This is a genomic window from Arthrobacter sp. NPDC057009, from assembly GCF_042673905.1.
In the GTDB taxonomy this organism is placed as follows: Bacteria; Actinomycetota; Actinomycetes; order Actinomycetales; family Micrococcaceae; genus Arthrobacter.
This window is the reverse complement of sequence record NZ_JBHUSB010000012.1, coordinates 32,875-50,660: the sequence shown is the minus strand read 5'-3', so window position 1 is coordinate 50,660 and position 17,786 is coordinate 32,875. Positions and strand designations below refer to the sequence as shown.

Genomic DNA, 17,786 nt, shown 5'->3' with positions numbered 1-17,786 from the left:
GTCGGAGGACCGGGGCCAAACGCGGAGACGGGGGGATTTGAACCCCCGGTCGAGTTTAACCCCGACCCTTCATTAGCAGTGAAGTCCATTCGGCCGCTCTGGCACGTCTCCAATTGCTATTACTAGCCCACCAAGGATACGCAGAACCGGGCAGTCAGTGCAAAACGGCCGGGTCGGCGGGTCAGGCCGTCCCTTCCGCCAGCGCCTTCCAGAGGAAATGCTGGCTCCTGCCCTGGAGCGCGGCGGCCTGCCGGTTGTCCGAGGCGCCGGCGTGCCCGCCCTCGAGCGCTTCGTGGAACCAGACGTTGGGGATGCCCATGGCCAGCATGCGCGCGGCCATCTTCCGGGCCTGAACCGGCCCCACCCGGTCATCGGAGGTGGCGGTCCAGATGAAGGTCTCCGGATACTCCACGCCGTCCTTCAGCTGGTGGTACGGGGAGAAGGTCTTCATGAACTCCCAGTGCTCGGGCACGTCGGGGTCGCCGTACTCGGCAATCCATGAATGGCCCGCCGAGAGCTTTGTGTACCGGCGCATGTCCAGCAGGGGCACCCCGCAGGACACAGCCCCGAACAGCTCGGGGTACCGGGTCAGCATGTTGCCCACGAGCAGCCCGCCGTTGGAGCCGCCGACGCAGCCGAGCCGCTCCCTGCTGGTGACGCCCCGTGAGATCAGGTCCCGGGCCACCGCGGCAAAGTCCTCATAGGCGCGGTGCCGCTTTTCCTGCAGCGCTGCCCGGTGCCACGAGGGGCCGTATTCCCCGCCACCGCGGATGTTGGCCACGACGTACACCCCGCCCCGGCTGTGTCCCTCCGCGCCGCCGTCGCCCTGCACCGCTGCCGTGCGCCGCTCCAGCCACGCCCGGCCGATGGTGCCGCTGTAGGACGGTGTGCGGGAGACCTCGAAGCCCCCGTAGCCCGAAAGCTGGGTCGGGTTCTGCCCGTCCAGCACCAGACCGCGCGCCGCCACCTGGAAGTACGGCACTTTCGTGCCGTCCGCGGAGACGGCAAAGTGCTGCTCCACCTCGTAGTCCGCTTCATTGAAGAACGACGGCGATGCCTTCACTACCGCATGGCTGCTCACCACGCCTGCCGCGGCAGTCCCGGCGGACTCCCCGTCTGCAAGAGAGTCACCGGAAGCACCGTCAGCAGCAGCGTCAGCCGCCCGGGACAGCGTCCCGCGGGTCAGGGTGCTTGGCGTTGTGAAGCCGGTGGCCACGAGCCAGAAGTCGTCCCCGGACCCGCCGTCGGCCTCATCCTCGTCGTCCACGGCGAAGGCGTTGACGTCGTGCAGCGGCGGGCAGGCGTCCAGCAGCGAAGACCGCCAGGAATCGGCAGGATCGAGCACGCGGATTTCCGAGGACACGTCCTTCAGCAGGTTCAGCAGGAGGAAGTTCCGGGTCCAGCTCCAGGACTGCAGCGAGGTGTGGGCGTCCGGGGCGAAGAGAACCCTGAGCTCGCGGCCGCCCCCGAGATACGCCTGGAAATCAGCAGCAAGCAGGGAACCGGCCGCGTACGTTGTGCCGTTCACGGTCCAGTCACGCTGTGGCCGGAACAGCAGCCATTCCCTGTGCGCGCCGGTGTTAACGTCGGTGGGCACGTCCACCGGCACCCAGTCGCCGTCCTGCAGCACGGAGGTGCGGCGGTTGAAGAAGTCGATCCAGTCCACCGCGAACGTCCGTTCGAAGCCGGGCGTGGAGTCATGGGCCACGATCGCCATCATGTGGTCCTCGGGGATCTCGAAGATGCGCGGCGCATCCACCAGGGCCTGGCCGCGGTGGAGCCGCACGGCGGTCCGGGCGTACGACGACGCCGTGCGCGGCAGATCCCCGGCGGTGCTGGCGACCAGCAGCGTGTCCGCATCGAGCCACGAGACGTTCCCCTTCGCCGTCGGGAGGTCAAAGCCTCCCGCGGCGGGATCAACGAAAGCCCGGGTCTCGACGTCGAACTCCCGGTAGCGGTTGGCGTCACCGCCGTCGGGGGAGAGCGCCACCATCGCGCGCCGGTACGGCTGCCCGGGCTCGGGCCGGAGCAGGTTGGCCCCGTGGAAGACCCACTCCACGCCGTCGGCGGCGGCCAGGGCATCAACATCGAGCAGCACCTCCCACTCCGGGGCATCGCTGCGGTAGCTGTCCCAGCTGGTCCGGCGCCACAGGCCCTTCGGGTTTTGCCGGTCCTTCCAGAAGTTGTAGTACCACTCGCCGTGCTTGCTCACCATGGCGATCTTGTCCGTCGAGTCCAGGACCTCGAGGATTTCGCCCTCCAGCCGGGCATACTCGGCGTCCTCCAGCAAGTCCTCCGTGCGGGCATTCTGCTCGCGCACCCAGGCCAGCTGTTCCTCGCCGTAGATGTCCTCCAGCCAGATGTTCTCGTCGGTCGGCGTGGGTGCGGTCCCGGCGGGGGCCGCACCGGACGCGGGGGCAGAATCAGCTGCAGTGGTGGTCATGCGCCCATCCAAACAACATCCCCGCTCAGCTAGCAAGTCACATGCCGATACTCTGGAAGGCGTGGTTATTTCGCAGAGCATCCGGACGGCGCTGATTGGCGCCGGTCCGCGGGGCACCAGTGTGCTGGAGCGGCTGCTCGCCAACTGGTCCGCCGCCCCCGCCGGAGCCCGCCTGCACATTGACCTGATTGATCCGTTTCCCGCCGGCCCGGGGCACGTTTGGCAGCCGGGGCAGTCACGCCTCTACCTGATGAACACGCAGTCGTTCTACCCCACGCTGGTTCCCGAGGACCCGGGGCTGGCTGCGCCCATCGCCGGCACCACCTTCGACCGCTGGCGGACAGCCCAGCAGCACAACCCGCTGCCGGAGCTCACCGACGACGAGCGGGCAGAGCTCGCCGTGCTGGGGTCCGGTGACTTTCCCAGCCGCGCCATCTATGGCCGCTACCTTCGGTCCACGTTCGAGGAACTGCTCGCCGCCCTGCCGGACGGCGTCACCATCGACGTGCACCGGGCCACGGCCACCGCCGCGCGGCGGCGGCAGGACGGAAGGTTCGACGTCGAACTGGACACCGGCGAAGTGAACGACGGCGCGACCCTCACCGTCGATTCCGTGGTCCTCGCGCTGGGACACCTCGCGTCCCGCCTCAGTCCGGAGCAGCGCGAACTGCAGGCAGCCGCCACCCAGTTCGGCCTGCGGTATCTGCCCCCGGCCGTTCCGGCCGACGTGGACTGGGGCGTGATCCCCGCGCAGGAGCCGGTCCTGGTCCGCGGGATGGGCCTGAACTTCTTCGACGTGATGGGCCAGCTCACGGAAGGCCGCGGCGGAAAATTCGTGGAGTCCGGGGATGGCCTCGAATACCTGCCCTCGGGGCAGGAGCCCTTCATTTTGGCCGCATCGCGGCGGGGAACACCGTACCGGTCCAAGGCCAACCTCGCTGGCTACTATCCGGCGTCGGTTAGGCTCCGCTACTTCACCGGGAAGGCCATCAGGAGGTTCGCCGCGGCGGGGATTGTTCCGGCCTTCGACCTCGACCTCTGGCCGCTGCTGCACCGGGACGCACTCTGGACCTACTACAGCACGCTGGTGCGCTCGCAGCCGGACGCCGTGCAGGACCATGACGCGTTCCTCAAGGAGCTGGACGAGGCACTGCACCCGCACGCCCACACGACGGGCCGGTGGGAGGAAGACTTCAACGCCGTCGTCGGCCGCCATGTCCACCCGGGCAGCCGGCTGGACCTGCGCGGCCTTGCCGCCCCGCTGTCCGGGCGGAGCTTTGCCTCGCGCGCCGAGCTGGATGCCGCCGTCGTGGATTACCTCGACGACGACGCGCGGCGCTCAGCGCTCGGCGAGGACGACCCCGTCAAGATGGCCATCGGCGCGCTGCACCGCGGCCGCGCCGTGCTGAAAACCGTGGTGGCCGACGGCGGGATCACCGATGAGTCGTGGGTCGCCGGGCTGCGGGGCTGGTTTGAGTCCCTCGTGGAAGGCCTGGCCAGCGGTCCTCCGGCGCTGCGTGCCGAGCAGCTGGCGGCTTTGGCGCGCGCCGGAATTGTCAGCTTCGTGGGCCCGGACCCCAAGTTTGGCGTGGACCGCGGAAAGCGAACCTTTACCGCCGCTTCGCCGTGGGTCCGGGGCGGTGCCGCCCAGGCACGCACGCTGGTGGAGGCGCTGGCGCCGGCCAACCGCGTGGCCCTCAACGAGTCGCCGCTGCTGGAACAGCTCCTCGCCGACGGGATCGTGCGGCCGCGGACCATGATGACCGTGGAAGGCACGCCGGTGCAGGCCTCCGGGCTCGACGTCCGCCCGCACCCCTACCGCCCGGTGGCAGCGAACGGCGAGGTCAACGACAGGCTGTACGTGCTGGGGCTTCAGCTCTCGGCCTCCCAGTGGGGAACGGCCATCGCCGCCGAGGCAGTCCAGAACGCGGGTCCCGTGTACCCGAGCGGCCAGCGCACCCTGCGCGACGCCGACGAGATCGCCCGCGCCATCCTCGGCCTGCCCCAGAACCCTTCCTCACCTCCTGCCGCTTGATCCCCAACGCGTCCTCAATCAGCCCAAAAAAATGCCGGCCGGCGGCTTCCCGGGGAAGCTGCCGGCCGGCATCTGCGATCGGTTACAGGGCGCCCTGTCCGCCAGTCCCGGCGTCGGCCGCGTTGCCCTGGCCCGTGTCGGCGATGAGCTTGAACCTTGCCCCGGTGGGGTCCGTCAGGGTGGCCAGCCGGCCGAAGGGGGTGTCATCCGGACCGTCGACGAGGGTCGCACCCAGGCTGACGGCCTTATCGATCGAGGCGTCTGCGTCCTCGACGGCGAAATAGACCACCCAGTTGGAGGGGACCCCGGCGGGAAGGTCGGAGGTGGCGTCGTAGATCCCTGCTTTGGCGTCCCGGCCGGACCCCAGCGTGGTGTAGTGGAATTCTGGGGTGTCGCTCATGACGTCGGTGTTCCAGCCGAACACGTCCTGATAGAACTTCACCGCGGCGGCGTAATCGTTGGTGTGGAGTTCGTGCCAGGCCGCCGCTCCGGGTTCGGCAACAAGGTCAAAGCCGCGCATCTCCTGCGGCTGCCAGGCGCCGACGGCGGCTCCGGAGGCGTCACCCAGGATGGCCATCTTGCCCTGTTCGGGAACGTCCATCGGTTCCATGTGGACCTGGCCGCCGCTGGCCGTGGCCGCCGCGGCTGTGGCGGCGACGTCGTCGGTGCGCAAGTATACGGACCAGGTATCAGGCATGGCTGCCTGGTCCTCCATCTTCTGCATGATGCCGGCGACGTTCTTGCCGTTTTTGGTGGCGGTGATGTACCCGCCGTACTTTTCCTGGTCACCGGTCTGGAAATCCCAGCCGAACAGTTCGCCATAGAACTGCTTTGCCTGGTTGCTGTCGGTGGTCATGAGGTCGATCCAGCAGGGTGCGCCGGGCGTGATTTCAGGTGTGGGCATAGTGTGCTCCTGGTGTGCTTTGCGGGAAGTCACCGCAGGTCATGGAGGTACTACGGACAGAGCCGAGACTATGCCGGGGGTGTGACAGTTTCAATGGGGGCAGGGCCTTCAATAAGGGGCAGGGCCCAAAACCGTCAGCGCTGCTCCGAGTAGGAAGTACCCGGCTCCTGGTCGTCGTCGGCCTCGACCCACTCGGTGAAGTCCTTCAGCGACATGCACCAGTAGTAGTCCGAATACCTCAGGCCCTGCTTCTCGGCCTTGCCCATGACCTCGACCCCCACATGCAACGGTGGATGCGGAAACTCCGTCCCACGATCGAGGGAAAGAGCGGTGCTGGTTACAGTGAACGCCTTCGGGCCCTTGCTGCGCATGAGTGGCGCGTACTCGAATTTTGCCGGGCAGGTACTCGGATTACCTGATTTTCGGGCCCACCGTCCGCACCCCTACCTGCCGCCGGTCAGGGCCACCACTTACCAGGGTAAAAAGGCCCTGCCGGCCCACGCAAAAGGCCGGCCGAACCAACCCTTCGGTTGGCCCGGACGGCCTTCTAATTGGCCGTCGCAGTGCTTTCTGCACGGCGGCGGTCCCTGCGCGGAAGGTAAGAGATTCGAACTCTTGGTACGGGGTTACCGCACACTGGTTTTCAAGACCAGCTCCTTCGGCCGCTCGGACAACCTTCCCTAACTAGTAGTGTTTCATAGGCAGTTGGCTCCAACAAAAACCGCCGCGTGGCAGTTGTTGCCGCTGCACAGTATTTTTGGGGCAGGAATCAGCTAGAAATCGGGAGTTCGCCATGAAAGCCGTCTTTATCTCGGAGCCCGGCGGGCCGGAAGTGCTGGAAATCCGCGAGGTGCCGGCTCCCGAGCCGGGCCAGGGCGAGGTCCTTATCGACGTTGTGGCGGCCGGCCTGAACCGCGCCGATGTCCAGCAGCGGAGGGGCTACTACCCGCCACCGCCGGGTGCCTCGGAGATCCCCGGCCTGGAGGTTTCCGGCAGGATCGCGGGTTTCGGGCCCGGCGTCACCAAGCCGTTTTCCATCGGGGACAAGGTGGTGGCGCTGCTGGCCGGCGGCGGCTATGCGCAGCAGGTCGCTGTGCCCTCGGAACAGGTTCTGAGGATCCCCGACGGCGTGGACCTGGTCACCGCTGCCGCCCTGCCTGAGGTGGCGGCCACCGTGTACTCGAACCTGGTCATGACCGCGCAGCTGCAGCCGGGGGAGACGGTCCTGATCCACGGTGCCACCGGAGGAATCGGCACCATGGCAATCCAGTTGGCCAAGGCCCTGGGCGCCACCGTGGCCACCACTGCGGGCACCGACGAAAAAGTCAGCACCGCCAAGGCATTCCTGGGTGCCGACATCGCCATCAACTATGCGGAGGAAGACTTCGCCGAGAGCCTCCGCGCCCAAAACGGGGGCAAGGGTGCCGACGTCATCCTGGACGTCGTGGGCGCCAAGTACCTGCAGAAGAACGTTGACGCACTGGCGGATTACGGCCGGCTCGTCGTCATCGGGCTGCAGGGCGGTGCCAAGGGGGAACTGGACCTAGGACAGCTGCTGCGCAAGCGTGCTGCCGTGGTGGCCACAGCGCTCCGCCCCCGCCCCGCTGCCGAAAAGGGCGTCATCATGACGGCGGTCAGGGACTCCGTGTGGCCCCTCGTCGCTGACGGGCGCATCCACCCGTTGGTGGCCAAGACCTTCCCGCTGGATCAGGCAAGGGCGGCGCACAGGTACTTCGACTCCGGCGAGCACGTGGGCAAGGTCCTGCTGGTGATGTGAGAGCCTGATGTCCATCCGCCATAGCCTCCTCGCCCTCCTGCAGGACCAGCCGCGTTACGGCTACCAACTCAGGGTCGAATTCGAAGACCGCACCGGATCCGCCTGGCCGCTGAACATCGGGCAGGTCTATACCACCCTGGACCGGCTGGAACGCGACGGCCTGGTCAGCAACGACGGCGGCGACGGCGAAGGCCACGTCGTCTACAGCATCACCGAAGCAGGTAAGGCGGAGGTGCAGGGCTGGTTTGAGGCGCCGGTGGAGCGCAGCAACCCGCCCCGGAACGAACTCGCCATCAAGCTGGCGCTCGCCGTCACCCTTCCGGGGGTGGACGTGGCAGCCATTATCCAGGCCCAGCGTGGAGCGTCCATGCGCGCTTTGCAGGACTACACGAAGTCCCGGCGGGACACCGCCGCAAACCAGCGGGCCGCTGATACGGCCTGGCTGCTGGTGCTGGATTCGCTGGTCTTCCAGACGGAGGCCGAGATCCGCTGGCTGGACCTCTGCGAGGCCAGGATGCTGCAGCTTGCGCAGGCCTCCGGGCCGCTCTGACATCCGGCAAGGACGGGCCCGGGCCGTCCGCTCACCGCGGCACCGGGACCGTTCGGCGATTCCTGCTGTAGGGCGCCCTGAATGGCCAAGCCTATTGTCCTACCCGCTGGTAGGGTGCCGGTGGCACACTCTGTGCCAGCTGGGACTCTCAAGGAGGAGACATGGGCACCACGCCTGAGGACGGGACCCGAACAGCGGCCGAGGACCCCAATCCCGCCGCCGACGCAGCGCTGCCGCCGGCGTCCGTTGATGATGCGGTCCGCGACGCGGAGGAGCGCCGATGGACCCCTGCAAAAATTGCCACCTGGGTGGCCATCGCCCTGCTGGGCGGCGTGGCCTGGTTCATGCTTGCCCTGATCAGGGGCGAAACCGTCAACGCCATCTGGTTCGTGTTTGCCTCGGTGTGCACCTATCTGATCGGCTACCGCTTCTATTCCAAGGTCATCGAGCGGTATCTGCTCAAGCCGGATGACCGCCGCGCCACGCCGGCAGAGTACAAGGCCGACGGCAAGGACTTTGTCCGGACGGACCGCAACGTCCTCTTCGGGCACCACTTCGCGGCCATTGCCGGGGCTGGCCCTCTCGTGGGCCCCGTCATCGCCGCCCAGATGGGGTACCTCCCCGGCACTATCTGGATCATCATCGGCGTTGTCCTGGCCGGCGCCGTCCAGGACTACATGGTCATGTTCTTCTCCATGCGCCGCGGCGGCCGTTCCCTCGGCCAGATGGCACGTGAGGAACTCGGCGTCATCGGCGGTACGGCCGCTCTCATCGCCACCCTGCTCATCATGGTGATCATCGTCGCGATCCTGGCGCTCGTCGTCGTCAACGCGCTGGGGGAGAGCCCCTGGGGCGTCTTCTCGGTAGGCATGACCATCCCGATCGCCCTGTTCATGGGCGTGTACCTGCGGTACCTGCGGCCGGGCAAGGTCATGGAGGTTTCGATCATCGGCTTCGTGCTGCTGATGGCTGCCATCATCGGCGGCGGCGCCGTGGCCGGCACCGAGTGGGGCGCCGCGTTCTTCCACCTGGACAAGGTCACCATCGCCTGGGGCCTGATCATCTACGGCTTCATCGCCGCCATCCTTCCGGTGTGGCTCCTGCTCGCACCGCGTGACTACCTTTCGACGTTCATGAAGATCGGCGTGATCGTGATGCTGGCCGTGGCCATCATCGTCGTGCGCCCCGAAATCGCCGTTCCCGCCTTCAGCGAGTTCGCGGGCCGCGAGAACGGGCCTGTCTTCTCCGGAGCACTGTTCCCGTTCCTGTTCGTCACCATCGCCTGCGGCGCGCTGTCCGGCTTCCACGCCCTGATCTCCTCCGGCACCACGCCCAAGCTCATCGAGAAGGAGCGGCAGACCCGCTTCATCGGCTACGGCGGCATGCTGATGGAGTCCTTCGTGGCCATCATGGCGCTCGTCGCAGCGATTTCCATCGACCGCGGCATCTACTTCGCCATGAATGCTCCCGCGGCGCTCACCGGAGGAACGGTGGAGACGGCGGCCCAGTGGGTCAACAGCCTCGGCCTGGCCGGCGTCAACATCACCCCTGACGTCCTGGCCCAGACAGCCGCAAACGTCGGCGAGGAGAGCATCGTCTCGCGTTCCGGCGGTGCGCCCACACTGGCGGTCGGCCTCGCCCACATCATGCAGCAGTTCATCGGCGGGCCCGGCATGATGGCCTTCTGGTACCACTTCGCCATCATGTTTGAGGCTCTGTTCATCCTCACAGCGGTCGACGCCGGAACGCGCGTTGCGCGGTTCATGCTGCAGGATTCGATCGGCAACTTTGCCCCCAGGTTCAAGGAAGCCTCCTGGCGGCCGGGCGCGTGGCTGTGCACAGCCGTCATGGTGGGCGCCTGGGGAGCCGTGCTGCTGATGGGCGTCACCGACCCGCTGGGCGGAATCAACACCCTGTTCCCGCTGTTCGGCATCGCCAACCAGCTGCTGGCCGCGATCGCCCTGGCGGTGTGCATGGCCATCGCCGCGAAGCGCGGCACGTTCAGGTACTTGTGGATTGTCGCCGTGCCGCTGGCCTTTACGGCGGTCGTCACCATCACGGCGAGCATCCACAAGATTTTCTCGTCCGTCCCGGCGGTGGGGTATTTCGCCAACAACGCCGCCTTCAGCAAGGCACTGGCTGAGGGGAAGACGTCCTTCGGCACGGCCAAGACCACGGCGGCCATGGAAGCCGTGGTCCGCAACACCATGATCCAGGGCTGGCTGTCCGTCATCTTCGTCGTCCTGAGCATCATCGTGATCGTCACGGCGGTGGCCGCCACCGTGAAGGCCTTCAGGAACACCGCGGCCGGCGTCCCCAACGTCAATAACGAGGACCGGCCGCACCCGTCGCGGGTATACGCACCCGCCGGGCTGGTTCCCTCCCCGGCCGAGCGCGAGCTCATGGCGGAGTGGAACAAGCTTCCCGCGGACCTGCGCACCGAACGGGCAGGCCACCACTGATGAGCTCCGGACCGGCCGGGCTGCTGCATCCGGTGGCAGGAGCCTTCCGCGGCATTGCCTGGTACCTGCAAGGGGTCATGGGTGCCGACGCCTACCGGAAGTACCTGGAGCACCATGCGGCGGCAGGCCACAGCACGCCTCCCATGGACGAGCGGACGTTCTGGCGGGACAGGACGGACCGCCAGGACACCAACCCGCAGGGCAGGTGCTGCTGACCGCGGCAGTCCCCGGACTGGCCATCCGCAGGATCGTGCCGGTGATTGCCGGCGCCTACCGCGCTGGCAGCCACGGGCAACCTCTTTGACGAAGATCCGGCCATTGCGCCGTCGGGGGATCTAACCCCCGACGGCGCCCGGAACGTCCCGGCCGGCCACTCGGTTCTCCTGTGGCTGGCTGATCTTTACGGCGGCTGCGGTTTCGCTAAGGACGAAGGCGAAATCCTGGTCAAGGAGCTTCATTGACGGACTCCGCGTTCCGGGCGCGTGAGAGTATGAACGCATGAGCGATCCCGAAGACACTCAACGCATCCAGACGGCGGATCCGCAGGCCGCCGTGCAGCCCGGCCAGCCGGGCAGGCAGCCCGCGTCGGAACCAGACGGGCAGCAGGCAGCAAAGCCTGCTGTGGCGGCGGAGGACGAGGAGCCGGTGGAAGGTACCACCCTGGACGCTGGCGCCGCTGACGGTCCGGTCGAAGCCGAAAAGCCCAAAGCCGCCAACCTGCAGGACCTTGTGGATGAACCCGCCAAGGTGATGCGGATCGGCACCATGATCCGGCAACTGCTGGAAGAGGTGAAGTCGGCGCCCTTGGATGACGCTGCCCGGGGCCGTCTGGCGGAAATCCATGAGCGCTCCATCAAGGAGCTTGAAGACGGGCTGGCGCCGGAACTGGTGCAGGAGCTGGAACGGATCAGCCTGCCTTTCCCGGACAACGCCACGCCCTCTGACGCCGAACTGCGGATCGCCCAGGCCCAGCTGGTGGGCTGGCTGGAAGGCCTGTTCCATGGCATCCAGACCGCCATTGCCGCCCAGCACGCAGCCCGGGAACACACCCTGGCCCAGATGCAGCTCCGGCAGCTGCCGCCCGGCACCGTCATCGCGCCCGGCGTCGTTATCGGTGAAAACGGCGAACCGCAGCGCGCCAGGGCGCCCCAGCCCGGTGCCGACCCGCTCCACCCGGGCCGGAAGGAAGACTCCGACCACGGCCCCGGCCAGTACCTGTAGGCCTCTTTGGGATTTTTCACGGCCGCCCGGCAGGGGCGGAAAGACGACGCAGAACTGGGCAAGGGCCTTTGGCGCCGCGCCCATGACCGGTTCCACCGCGGCCTGGACCGGTACCATCAGGTGCTTGAGGGCGTGGAGGACGAACAGCTGTACGCGGAGCTGGTCGAGATAGCCAACCAGCTGGCCGGCCTCTCCGGCCGGGTCAGGGAGATCTGCGTCGAGGCGCAGCGGCGCTCGCCCAGCGACGGCCTGGATATTCCGCACTCCCTGTCCGGCGTCCACCGTGCGCTGTCCAAGGCCGGCAATTCGCTGGCTGCCACCGCCGAGGCGGCCGCGATGCTCCGGCTTGCCGTGGGGCCGGTACCCGTTGGTGCGGCCTCCGTCTGGCGCCGTGCGGAAAGTGTGTTTGAGCAGGTGGCCGACGCCGAGCGGAAACTTTCCGAGTCCTGACACCGTGCGTTTAGCACGCCGCGGAAATATTCCCGGAGGCGGTCCGTTACGCGGCTAGCTTAGCTTCACCATATTCGGCGGGCTTCAAGTTCTGTTGTTGGCAGGATGGAGACATGACTTCTTCACCAACACTGACTTTCAATGACGGCAACACCATTCCCCAGCTGGGCTACGGGGTCTGGCAGGTTGAAGACGACGTGGCCGAGAAGGTTGTCTTCCAGGCGTTCCAGGCCGGGTTCCGCCACATCGATACCGCCATGATCTACGGCAACGAATCCGGTGTGGGCCGGGCGATCGCGAGCTCCGGGCTGTCGCCGGAGGAAATCTTCATCACCACCAAGCTGTGGAACTCCGACCAGGGTTACGACTCAACGCTTGCCGCGTTCGAGGAGTCCCTGGAGCGCCTGGGCCTTGAAACCCTGGACCTGTACCTGATCCACTGGCTCCAGCCCAAGCAGGACAAGTACGTGGACACGTGGAAGGCTCTGATCGAGCTTCAGAAGCGCGGCAAGGTCAAGTCCATCGGCGTCTCCAACTTCACCATCGAAGGCCTGCAGCGGATCATCGATGAAACCGGCGTGGTTCCCGCCATCAACCAGGTGGAACTGCACCCGTACTTCAACCAGTCGGAACTGCGCGAGTTCAATGCCTCCCGGGGCATCCTGACCCAGGCATGGTCTCCGCTGGGCCAGGGCGGCGAGCTGCTGGAGGATCCGGTTATTGCGGGTATCGCGCAGAAGCACGGCGCCACCCCGGCACAGGTGGTTATCGCCTGGCACCTGGCCATCGGGAACGTCGTCATTCCCAAGTCCGTCACCGAGTCAAGGATCCGCGAGAACTTTGACGCCCTGAACGTCACCCTGGATGCTGCCGACGTCGAGGCCATCAACGGGCTGGACCGCACCGCCGAAGGAAGCGGCAGGATCGGGCCTGACCCGGCTGTCTCCGACTTCGCTTAGCCTCTGGCCCCCGAGCAGCCCGCTGACCTCGCTTAGCCCGCCGGGGCTTCGCCCGGGTCCTCGGGCCCGGTAAGTCGCAGGCTGCCAGCTGAGAGGCCCCGCCACGTTCGCTCAAGCGACAGGCGGGGCCTCTCAGCGTTAAGGAGGCCTCGCTGGTCAGCCGGCGGGGGCCGGGTTAGTACAGCTAGGCGGCGAGCTGCTCCTGCTGGACCGCGACGGCGTCGATGATGGCCCAGCTGTCCTCGCCGGTGATGTTGCGGCTGGCGAAACGCTCTGCCGCCGCCACGGTGTCGAAGACCTCGCTGCGGATCCGGCCGCAGTCTGCGTCGAAGTACGTTACGTGGAATTCCTGATTATTTTCCATGGCTCCATGGTGCAACCGGGGTCTGACATTTTTGGCAGTTCAGTCCGGCGTGTTGCTGAGCCGGAGCACACGTTCCTTCGCCAGCAAGGCTGAACGCTCGCTTTTCTCCGCTGCCCGGGCGTACTGCTTCGCCTCTGCGGCAGCGGTCTCGCGTTCCTTGCGGGCGGCGTCGAGCGAGAGTTCCAGTGTCCGGAGCCGCTGCCGTGCCTCGTTGACTTCTGCGGTGAGCCGGACGAAGGCTGCCGCGGCTTCCTCCTGGGCCTGGGCGCGGCGTGCAGCCTCGGCGGCGGAATCGGCAGCAGCTTCCTCCGCCTCCGCCAGCGCTGCCTCGGCCTTCTCCAACAGGGACGGCGTGACGGGACGGGGAGAGGTGCGTACGGCGCGGAGGCGCGGCTTTTCGCGCTCTGGGGCTGCCGCGCCGGTATCCGTCCGGGCTGCGGCCTTCGTCGGCCGGGTCCGTGTGCGCTGAGTCGCCGGTGCTTCCGGGGCCGCCGGCTCTTCCCGGCGCCCTTTCGCTGCCCCGCCAGCCGGGCGCTGTGCCCCGCCAGCCGGGCGCTGTGCCCCGTCCGCCGGACGCCGTGCCGCACCCGGTACAGCCAGCGGGCGTGGCGGCGGCAGCTTGCCCAGCGCGGACGGAACGGCCACGGCGTTGCTCAGGTCAACCTGGTCCACGCCGTCGGCGGACAGCCCGTGGAGCAGCAGGCCGCTTTCGACGGCAGCGGCAGCGGCCAGATCGGCAGTGGCGGCGCGGAGTGTCTCTTCCACCTCCGTGGCCACGGGATCGCTGACCTTCCGGCCCTGCTCCTCAGCGGCGAGCCGGGCTTCACCCACGGCGGAACCGAGGAGCTTCCGCCGTTCCTTGGCGAGTTCCCTCAGTGCTGCGGCATTGAGCGAAGCCTGCGCCTCCTGCATGGTTTGTCCGAGAGTCCGCAGCTGCTGTACGGCGCCGGGGCGGTGATGGGCCAGCATGTTGACCGCCCATGCCGCCACGGAAGGCTTCGGCAGGCTCCGGATCGCCTGGGCAAGAGGTTTGTTGGATGTGGCGGCGTCCTTCGCGGCGGCCGTGCGGGCGGCGACAAACTCGTCAAAGGGAAGCGCGTACAGGGCCTGGGCGGCCCGCTCCAGTTCCTCCTCCATGACAGCCATCATATGTACCGGCGCGCAGGTCTCAGCACGCCCTCGCGTGGGGCGGGCGATATGGGGAGACGCCAGCGCCGGAGCGCTCTTCCGCCCTAGTGTGCGGTCAGCCTGCCGCGCGGGCGGTTCTGCCACCTGTCCAGAAGGTGGTGATACATCCTGAGGACAGCTTTATAGAGGCCAATGGCCACTGCATTGAGAAGCAGAACGATGACTTGCACGGCGCCGGCCACGAGCAGAAGAAGGCCCAGACTGGCGATCACCGGCAGGAACATAAGAAAAACGGCTATCGCAATTGCGATATAGCCGAACGCATAGTTGACGAGTGTCGCCTGATCCACTGGAATTCACCACAACAAGCTCAATGACTCCGGATGCTGCCGCTGCCCCTTTGCAGCTAGGGTGATGTGGTCCCCGGCTGCTCCTGCAACCGGGGACCACTTAGCGGGATTAGGATCCGCACGCTGATGATGCTGCACCTGCACAATTTGTGCTGTGGCGTTCTCTCTAAGCTCACCGCCCAATAAGCAGCTTGCGTTTACCGGTATCCCGTCCCGGTCCATGAGGCAATTGACTTCCTGCCGGGGATCCTCCTTGACCTGAGTTCCAATGCTGACTGATACCGATTTTTATAGCACCGCCGGCAAAGGCCTGACAAGAGAATTTTGACGTCACGGGCAACGGATGCTTGCCAGCTACTAAGCATGCTGATTAACTCATCTCTATAGCTGGTGCCACACCCGCGGTACCTGTCTGGTGGAAAGGAAAGTGCATCATGGGAATTCTTGGATTTCTCCTGCTCGGTCTGATTGCGGGGGCCATTGCAAAAGCCATTCTTCCCGGGAGGCAGGGCGGCGGTTGGATAGTCACCCTCGTCTTGGGTGTCGTCGGGGCCATCCTCGGCGGCTGGATCGGTTCGCTGATCTTCGGTGGTGGCTTGGGTGACTTCTTCGACCTGCGGACCTGGCTGCTGTCCATCCTTGGAGCTGTGATCGTGCTGCTGATCTACGGCGCCGTAACACGCAGAAGCCGGGTCTGACCTGACTTCACAGCATCGGGATCTGCAAGTGGGGCCGGCCAGGCAAGGGCCGGCCCCACTGGTTCCCCTGCGTCTCCACGGCAAGCGGGGCCGCCGGGAGCAACGATTTGCTCGAGAGAATAGTCTCGATCGAAAACAACAAACCGGGGGGAAGAGTTCGCGGCGGTACGGGAGGTGCCCATGACGCGCGCTGCTGAGGATCGGACAATGAGACGTCAGGTCATGGACGTCATCGTCGACGTTCTGTCTGAGGTTGCCACGGGTCCGGATGTGCGCATCAGCCTGCTGCGCCACCTTGAAGAAAACCCGGGCAGCCCGGAAAAGGCTCTGCTGGCCCACCTCAGGGACCGGAGCACCGCCGACGGCGTGGCGTAGCGGCGCCCGTCGAAGCTGCCGTTTCCCGGCTGAACAGGGAGGCTACCCCCGCGCCCGCAGTGCGCCGCGCAGCGCAAAGCCGACGGCACAGACCAGCGGGACCAAGCAAGCCGTCACCGACAGGGGGTTCGGGCGGAAGACCAGCCGGCCGCCGTCGTTTTGGACGTAGACGCCCAGAGGGAAAACGAATCCGCCGCCTCCGCCGCCGGAACCCGCCGCCTCCGGATCACCGCCTTCGGTGCCGCCGCCAAATCCGAAGGAAACGAGCGCAACGGGAACGATCTCCTTCCCGCCGAGCCGCACCGGGTCGCCGTAGGACCTGGCCACGCCCACATTCTTGAAAGTGTCAGTCAGGGACTGCATTGCATCTGCCATGGCCCCACTCTAGGGCTTCTGGATAAGGTAACCAGCACCTCCGGATTTCCCTGATCCAGTCATTTTTAGGGTCTGGACACAGGCGAGCGGCGGACCTACCTTTCAGGTGGCGGCTGTTGTTGGAGACGGCGGCAACTGCCGATGGCCCCTTTCGGGCCACCCCGTTATGACAGGAGGAAGCAGATGGAAACTGTTGAAGAGACCGTTGATGTCGCAGTTCCGGTCCATACGGCCTACAACCAGTGGACGCAGTTTGAATCATTTCCGCAGTTCATGTCTGGTGTGGAATCCGTAACCCAGCTGAGCAACACCACCAATCACTGGGTTACGAAGGTCGGCGGTGTGAAGCGGGAATTTGATACAGAAATTGTGGATCAGGAGCCTGATGACCGGATTGCCTGGCGGAGCACGGACGGCAAGTCCCACGCCGGCATCATTAGGTTTACGCCTCTGGACGCCAATCACTGCAAGGTAAAGGTCCACTTCGAATGGGCACCGGAAACCGTGACTGAGAAGGCAGGGGCTGCATTCAAGATCGACGAGATGCAGGTCAAGGCCGACATGCGGAAGTTCAAGGACTTCATCGAATCACGCGGCACCGAAACCGGCGGTTGGCGCGGCGAAGTCAAGGACACCGGTCCGACCGGCCAGTTCTAGAACCGCACAGCACTAAGACCAGGTAACACTGGAAGCACTGGCCGTGGACCTGTTGCATGAACGACAGGCCTGCGGCCCGTGCTCTGTTGTGCCCGGGACCCATGCGCGCAGGTCCCGTGCCCGCGGACATCACCCACGCCGGGGGCTCGTAGTCGTGGCCATCGCCTTGGCGGCGGCGATTGCTGCGCTGCCGGCCTGCACATCGCCGGAGCCCCCGGAACCCCGCGAGTCAGTTCAGCAACTGCCGATAACGGTGGAGGTGAACCAGTCACGAGACCAGTACGGAAAGCAGGCCATCCAGCTCCTTCTCACCAACGTGTCCGGCAGTTCCCTGACCGTGGCCGGTGCGCAGCTTGCGTCCCCGCTGTTCCAAGGGGACATGCTGGGGGAGCCAGCCGGCGGCAGCCTGGAACTGCCGCCCAACCAGCCGAAGAGCCTTCCGGTCCGGCTACCGTCCCCCGTATGCCAGGGCCAAACCGCAGGGCAGCAGCCAACCGCCCGCGTCAGGTATTCCGAGCCCGGGCAGGCGGGCCTGCGGGAGACGGAGCCGGTGGCCGCCGACCCCTTCAGGGTCCTTGAGCGGAACAACGCGGAACTGTGCCTGGCGTCGGACGCGGCCGCCGTCGCGGACATTCTCCTGGACCCCCGCCTTGAGGCTGCCGCGGACGGCAGCACCGCCGTCGTCCGCTTGGTCATCACGCCCAAGGGAACGAGCACGGCGAGCAATGACGCCGCGGGGCGGCCGCTGACCATCGGGAGCATCGACGGAACCACCCTGATTGCTGAGCCGGCGGAGGAGCCGTGGCCGCGGGATGTCCGGATCGTGCAGGGGGCGGGTCGCTCTGAGCTGCGCCTGCGGATCCGGCCTGCACGCTGCGATCCGCATGCCATTGCCGAGGACAAGGTGGGCACGCTGCTGCCCCTGCACGTGAGCGTGGGAGGACGCACGGGGCTGCTGAAGATCCCCGCCGGTACCACGTTGCGTGCGCAGATCTATGACTTTGTGGCCGCGGCATGTGCCCGGGGCTGAGGTGCTGG

The 17,786-nt window shown here is 66.5% G+C and carries 20 protein-coding genes and 2 tRNA genes; 13 read left to right on the top strand and 9 right to left on the bottom strand.

Features of this window, described 5'->3' with window-relative positions; all coding sequences use genetic code 11:
* Positions 1–22: 22 nt before the first annotated feature.
* Together ACFTR6_RS13835 and ACFTR6_RS13830 are read right to left on the bottom strand one after the other, a co-directional pair.
* Positions 23–111, bottom strand: a tRNA-Ser gene (locus tag ACFTR6_RS13835).
* Between the two features lie 70 nt (positions 112–181).
* Positions 182–2,443, bottom strand: a complete 2,262-nt coding sequence (locus ACFTR6_RS13830; RefSeq protein ID WP_377958315.1) for a prolyl oligopeptidase family protein — start codon at positions 2,441–2,443, stop codon at positions 182–184.
* A gap of 61 nt (positions 2,444–2,504) precedes the next feature.
* Here ACFTR6_RS13830 and ACFTR6_RS13825 point away from each other — a divergent pair, with 61 nt between their 5' ends.
* Entirely contained in the window at positions 2,505–4,478 is a 1,974-nt protein-coding gene (locus ACFTR6_RS13825) for an FAD/NAD(P)-binding protein (protein ID WP_377958314.1), read from the top strand.
* Between the two features lie 82 nt (positions 4,479–4,560).
* Here the strand turns inward: ACFTR6_RS13825 and ACFTR6_RS13820 are convergent, their stop codons facing one another.
* The 3 genes from ACFTR6_RS13820 to ACFTR6_RS13810 all read right to left on the bottom strand — a co-directional run bounded on the left by ACFTR6_RS13820 (position 4,561) and on the right by ACFTR6_RS13810 (position 6,062).
* Positions 4,561–5,382 (bottom strand): VOC family protein, encoded by an 822-nt coding sequence (locus ACFTR6_RS13820; RefSeq protein ID WP_076798867.1) that lies wholly within the window; start codon positions 5,380–5,382, stop codon positions 4,561–4,563.
* A gap of 134 nt (positions 5,383–5,516) precedes the next feature.
* Positions 5,517–5,663 carry a hypothetical protein gene (locus tag ACFTR6_RS13815; RefSeq protein WP_377958313.1) on the bottom strand — a complete coding sequence of 49 codons (147 nt, stop codon included), beginning with the start codon at positions 5,661–5,663 and terminating at the stop codon, positions 5,517–5,519.
* Positions 5,664–5,974: 311 nt separating this feature from the next.
* A tRNA-Ser gene (locus tag ACFTR6_RS13810) sits at positions 5,975–6,062 on the bottom strand.
* Between the two features lie 113 nt (positions 6,063–6,175).
* On the opposite strand from ACFTR6_RS13810, the gene ACFTR6_RS13805 reads away from it, so the two are divergent.
* The 8 genes from ACFTR6_RS13805 (at position 6,176) to ACFTR6_RS13770 (ending at position 12,801) form a co-directional block, all read left to right on the top strand.
* Complete coding sequence (locus ACFTR6_RS13805; RefSeq protein ID WP_076798866.1) at positions 6,176–7,159, top strand: NAD(P)H-quinone oxidoreductase; 984 nt, start codon at positions 6,176–6,178, stop codon at positions 7,157–7,159.
* A 7-nt stretch (positions 7,160–7,166) separates the two neighbouring features.
* Positions 7,167–7,709 carry a PadR family transcriptional regulator gene (locus tag ACFTR6_RS13800; RefSeq protein ID WP_076798865.1) on the top strand — a complete coding sequence of 181 codons (543 nt, stop codon included), beginning with the start codon at positions 7,167–7,169 and terminating at the stop codon, positions 7,707–7,709.
* 161 nt (positions 7,710–7,870) lie between these two features.
* Positions 7,871–10,171, top strand: a complete 2,301-nt coding sequence (locus ACFTR6_RS13795) for a carbon starvation CstA family protein (RefSeq protein WP_236783136.1) — start codon at positions 7,871–7,873, stop codon at positions 10,169–10,171.
* Complete coding sequence (locus ACFTR6_RS13790; protein ID WP_377958312.1) at positions 10,171–10,386, top strand: YbdD/YjiX family protein; 216 nt, start codon at positions 10,171–10,173, stop codon at positions 10,384–10,386. The genes ACFTR6_RS13795 and ACFTR6_RS13790 overlap by 1 nt, the downstream gene beginning before the upstream one ends.
* Positions 10,387–10,431: 45 nt before the next feature.
* Positions 10,432–10,632: a hypothetical protein gene (locus tag ACFTR6_RS13785; RefSeq protein ID WP_076798863.1), complete on the top strand. Its 201-nt coding sequence runs from the start codon at positions 10,432–10,434 to the stop codon at positions 10,630–10,632.
* A 37-nt stretch (positions 10,633–10,669) separates the two neighbouring features.
* Entirely contained in the window at positions 10,670–11,392 is a 723-nt protein-coding gene (locus ACFTR6_RS13780) for a bacterial proteasome activator family protein (RefSeq protein ID WP_083706238.1), read from the top strand.
* A 6-nt stretch (positions 11,393–11,398) separates the two neighbouring features.
* Complete coding sequence (locus ACFTR6_RS13775; protein WP_076798862.1) at positions 11,399–11,842, top strand: hypothetical protein; 444 nt, start codon at positions 11,399–11,401, stop codon at positions 11,840–11,842.
* 113 nt (positions 11,843–11,955) lie between these two features.
* On the top strand, positions 11,956–12,801 hold the full coding sequence (locus tag ACFTR6_RS13770) for an aldo/keto reductase (protein ID WP_076798861.1): 846 nt from the start codon (positions 11,956–11,958) through the stop codon (positions 12,799–12,801).
* A 184-nt stretch (positions 12,802–12,985) separates the two neighbouring features.
* On the opposite strand, the gene ACFTR6_RS13765 is transcribed toward ACFTR6_RS13770, so the two are convergent.
* The 3 genes from ACFTR6_RS13765 to ACFTR6_RS13755 form a co-directional block, all read right to left on the bottom strand.
* The gene (locus tag ACFTR6_RS13765) at positions 12,986–13,165 is read right to left on the bottom strand and encodes a hypothetical protein (RefSeq protein WP_087873723.1); all 180 of its coding nucleotides are present in this window, start codon (positions 13,163–13,165) and stop codon (positions 12,986–12,988) included.
* 39 nt (positions 13,166–13,204) lie between these two features.
* A complete protein-coding gene (locus ACFTR6_RS13760) occupies positions 13,205–14,302 on the bottom strand; it encodes a hypothetical protein (RefSeq protein WP_377958311.1) in 1,098 nt (365 codons plus the stop codon).
* A gap of 95 nt (positions 14,303–14,397) precedes the next feature.
* Positions 14,398–14,643, bottom strand: coding sequence for a hypothetical protein (locus ACFTR6_RS13755; protein WP_076798858.1), 246 nt, complete (start codon positions 14,641–14,643; stop codon positions 14,398–14,400).
* 434 nt (positions 14,644–15,077) lie between these two features.
* Between ACFTR6_RS13755 and ACFTR6_RS13750 the strand changes: the two genes are divergently transcribed.
* Both ACFTR6_RS13750 and ACFTR6_RS13745 read left to right on the top strand, forming a co-directional pair.
* Positions 15,078–15,341: a GlsB/YeaQ/YmgE family stress response membrane protein gene (locus ACFTR6_RS13750; RefSeq protein WP_003801204.1), complete on the top strand. Its 264-nt coding sequence runs from the start codon at positions 15,078–15,080 to the stop codon at positions 15,339–15,341.
* Between the two features lie 207 nt (positions 15,342–15,548).
* On the top strand, positions 15,549–15,716 hold the full coding sequence (locus ACFTR6_RS13745) for a hypothetical protein (protein WP_157365119.1): 168 nt from the start codon (positions 15,549–15,551) through the stop codon (positions 15,714–15,716).
* A 42-nt stretch (positions 15,717–15,758) separates the two neighbouring features.
* Here ACFTR6_RS13745 and ACFTR6_RS13740 read toward each other — a convergent pair whose 3' ends face one another.
* The gene (locus tag ACFTR6_RS13740) at positions 15,759–16,091 is read right to left on the bottom strand and encodes a spore germination protein GerW family protein (RefSeq protein ID WP_076798857.1); all 333 of its coding nucleotides are present in this window, start codon (positions 16,089–16,091) and stop codon (positions 15,759–15,761) included.
* A gap of 183 nt (positions 16,092–16,274) precedes the next feature.
* On the opposite strand from ACFTR6_RS13740, the gene ACFTR6_RS13735 reads away from it, so the two are divergent.
* Both ACFTR6_RS13735 and ACFTR6_RS13730 read left to right on the top strand, forming a co-directional pair.
* Positions 16,275–16,748 (top strand): SRPBCC family protein, encoded by a 474-nt coding sequence (locus ACFTR6_RS13735; protein ID WP_076798856.1) that lies wholly within the window; start codon positions 16,275–16,277, stop codon positions 16,746–16,748.
* A gap of 259 nt (positions 16,749–17,007) precedes the next feature.
* A complete protein-coding gene (locus ACFTR6_RS13730) occupies positions 17,008–17,778 on the top strand; it encodes a hypothetical protein (protein ID WP_236783135.1) in 771 nt (256 codons plus the stop codon).
* Positions 17,779–17,786: the final 8 nt, after the last annotated feature.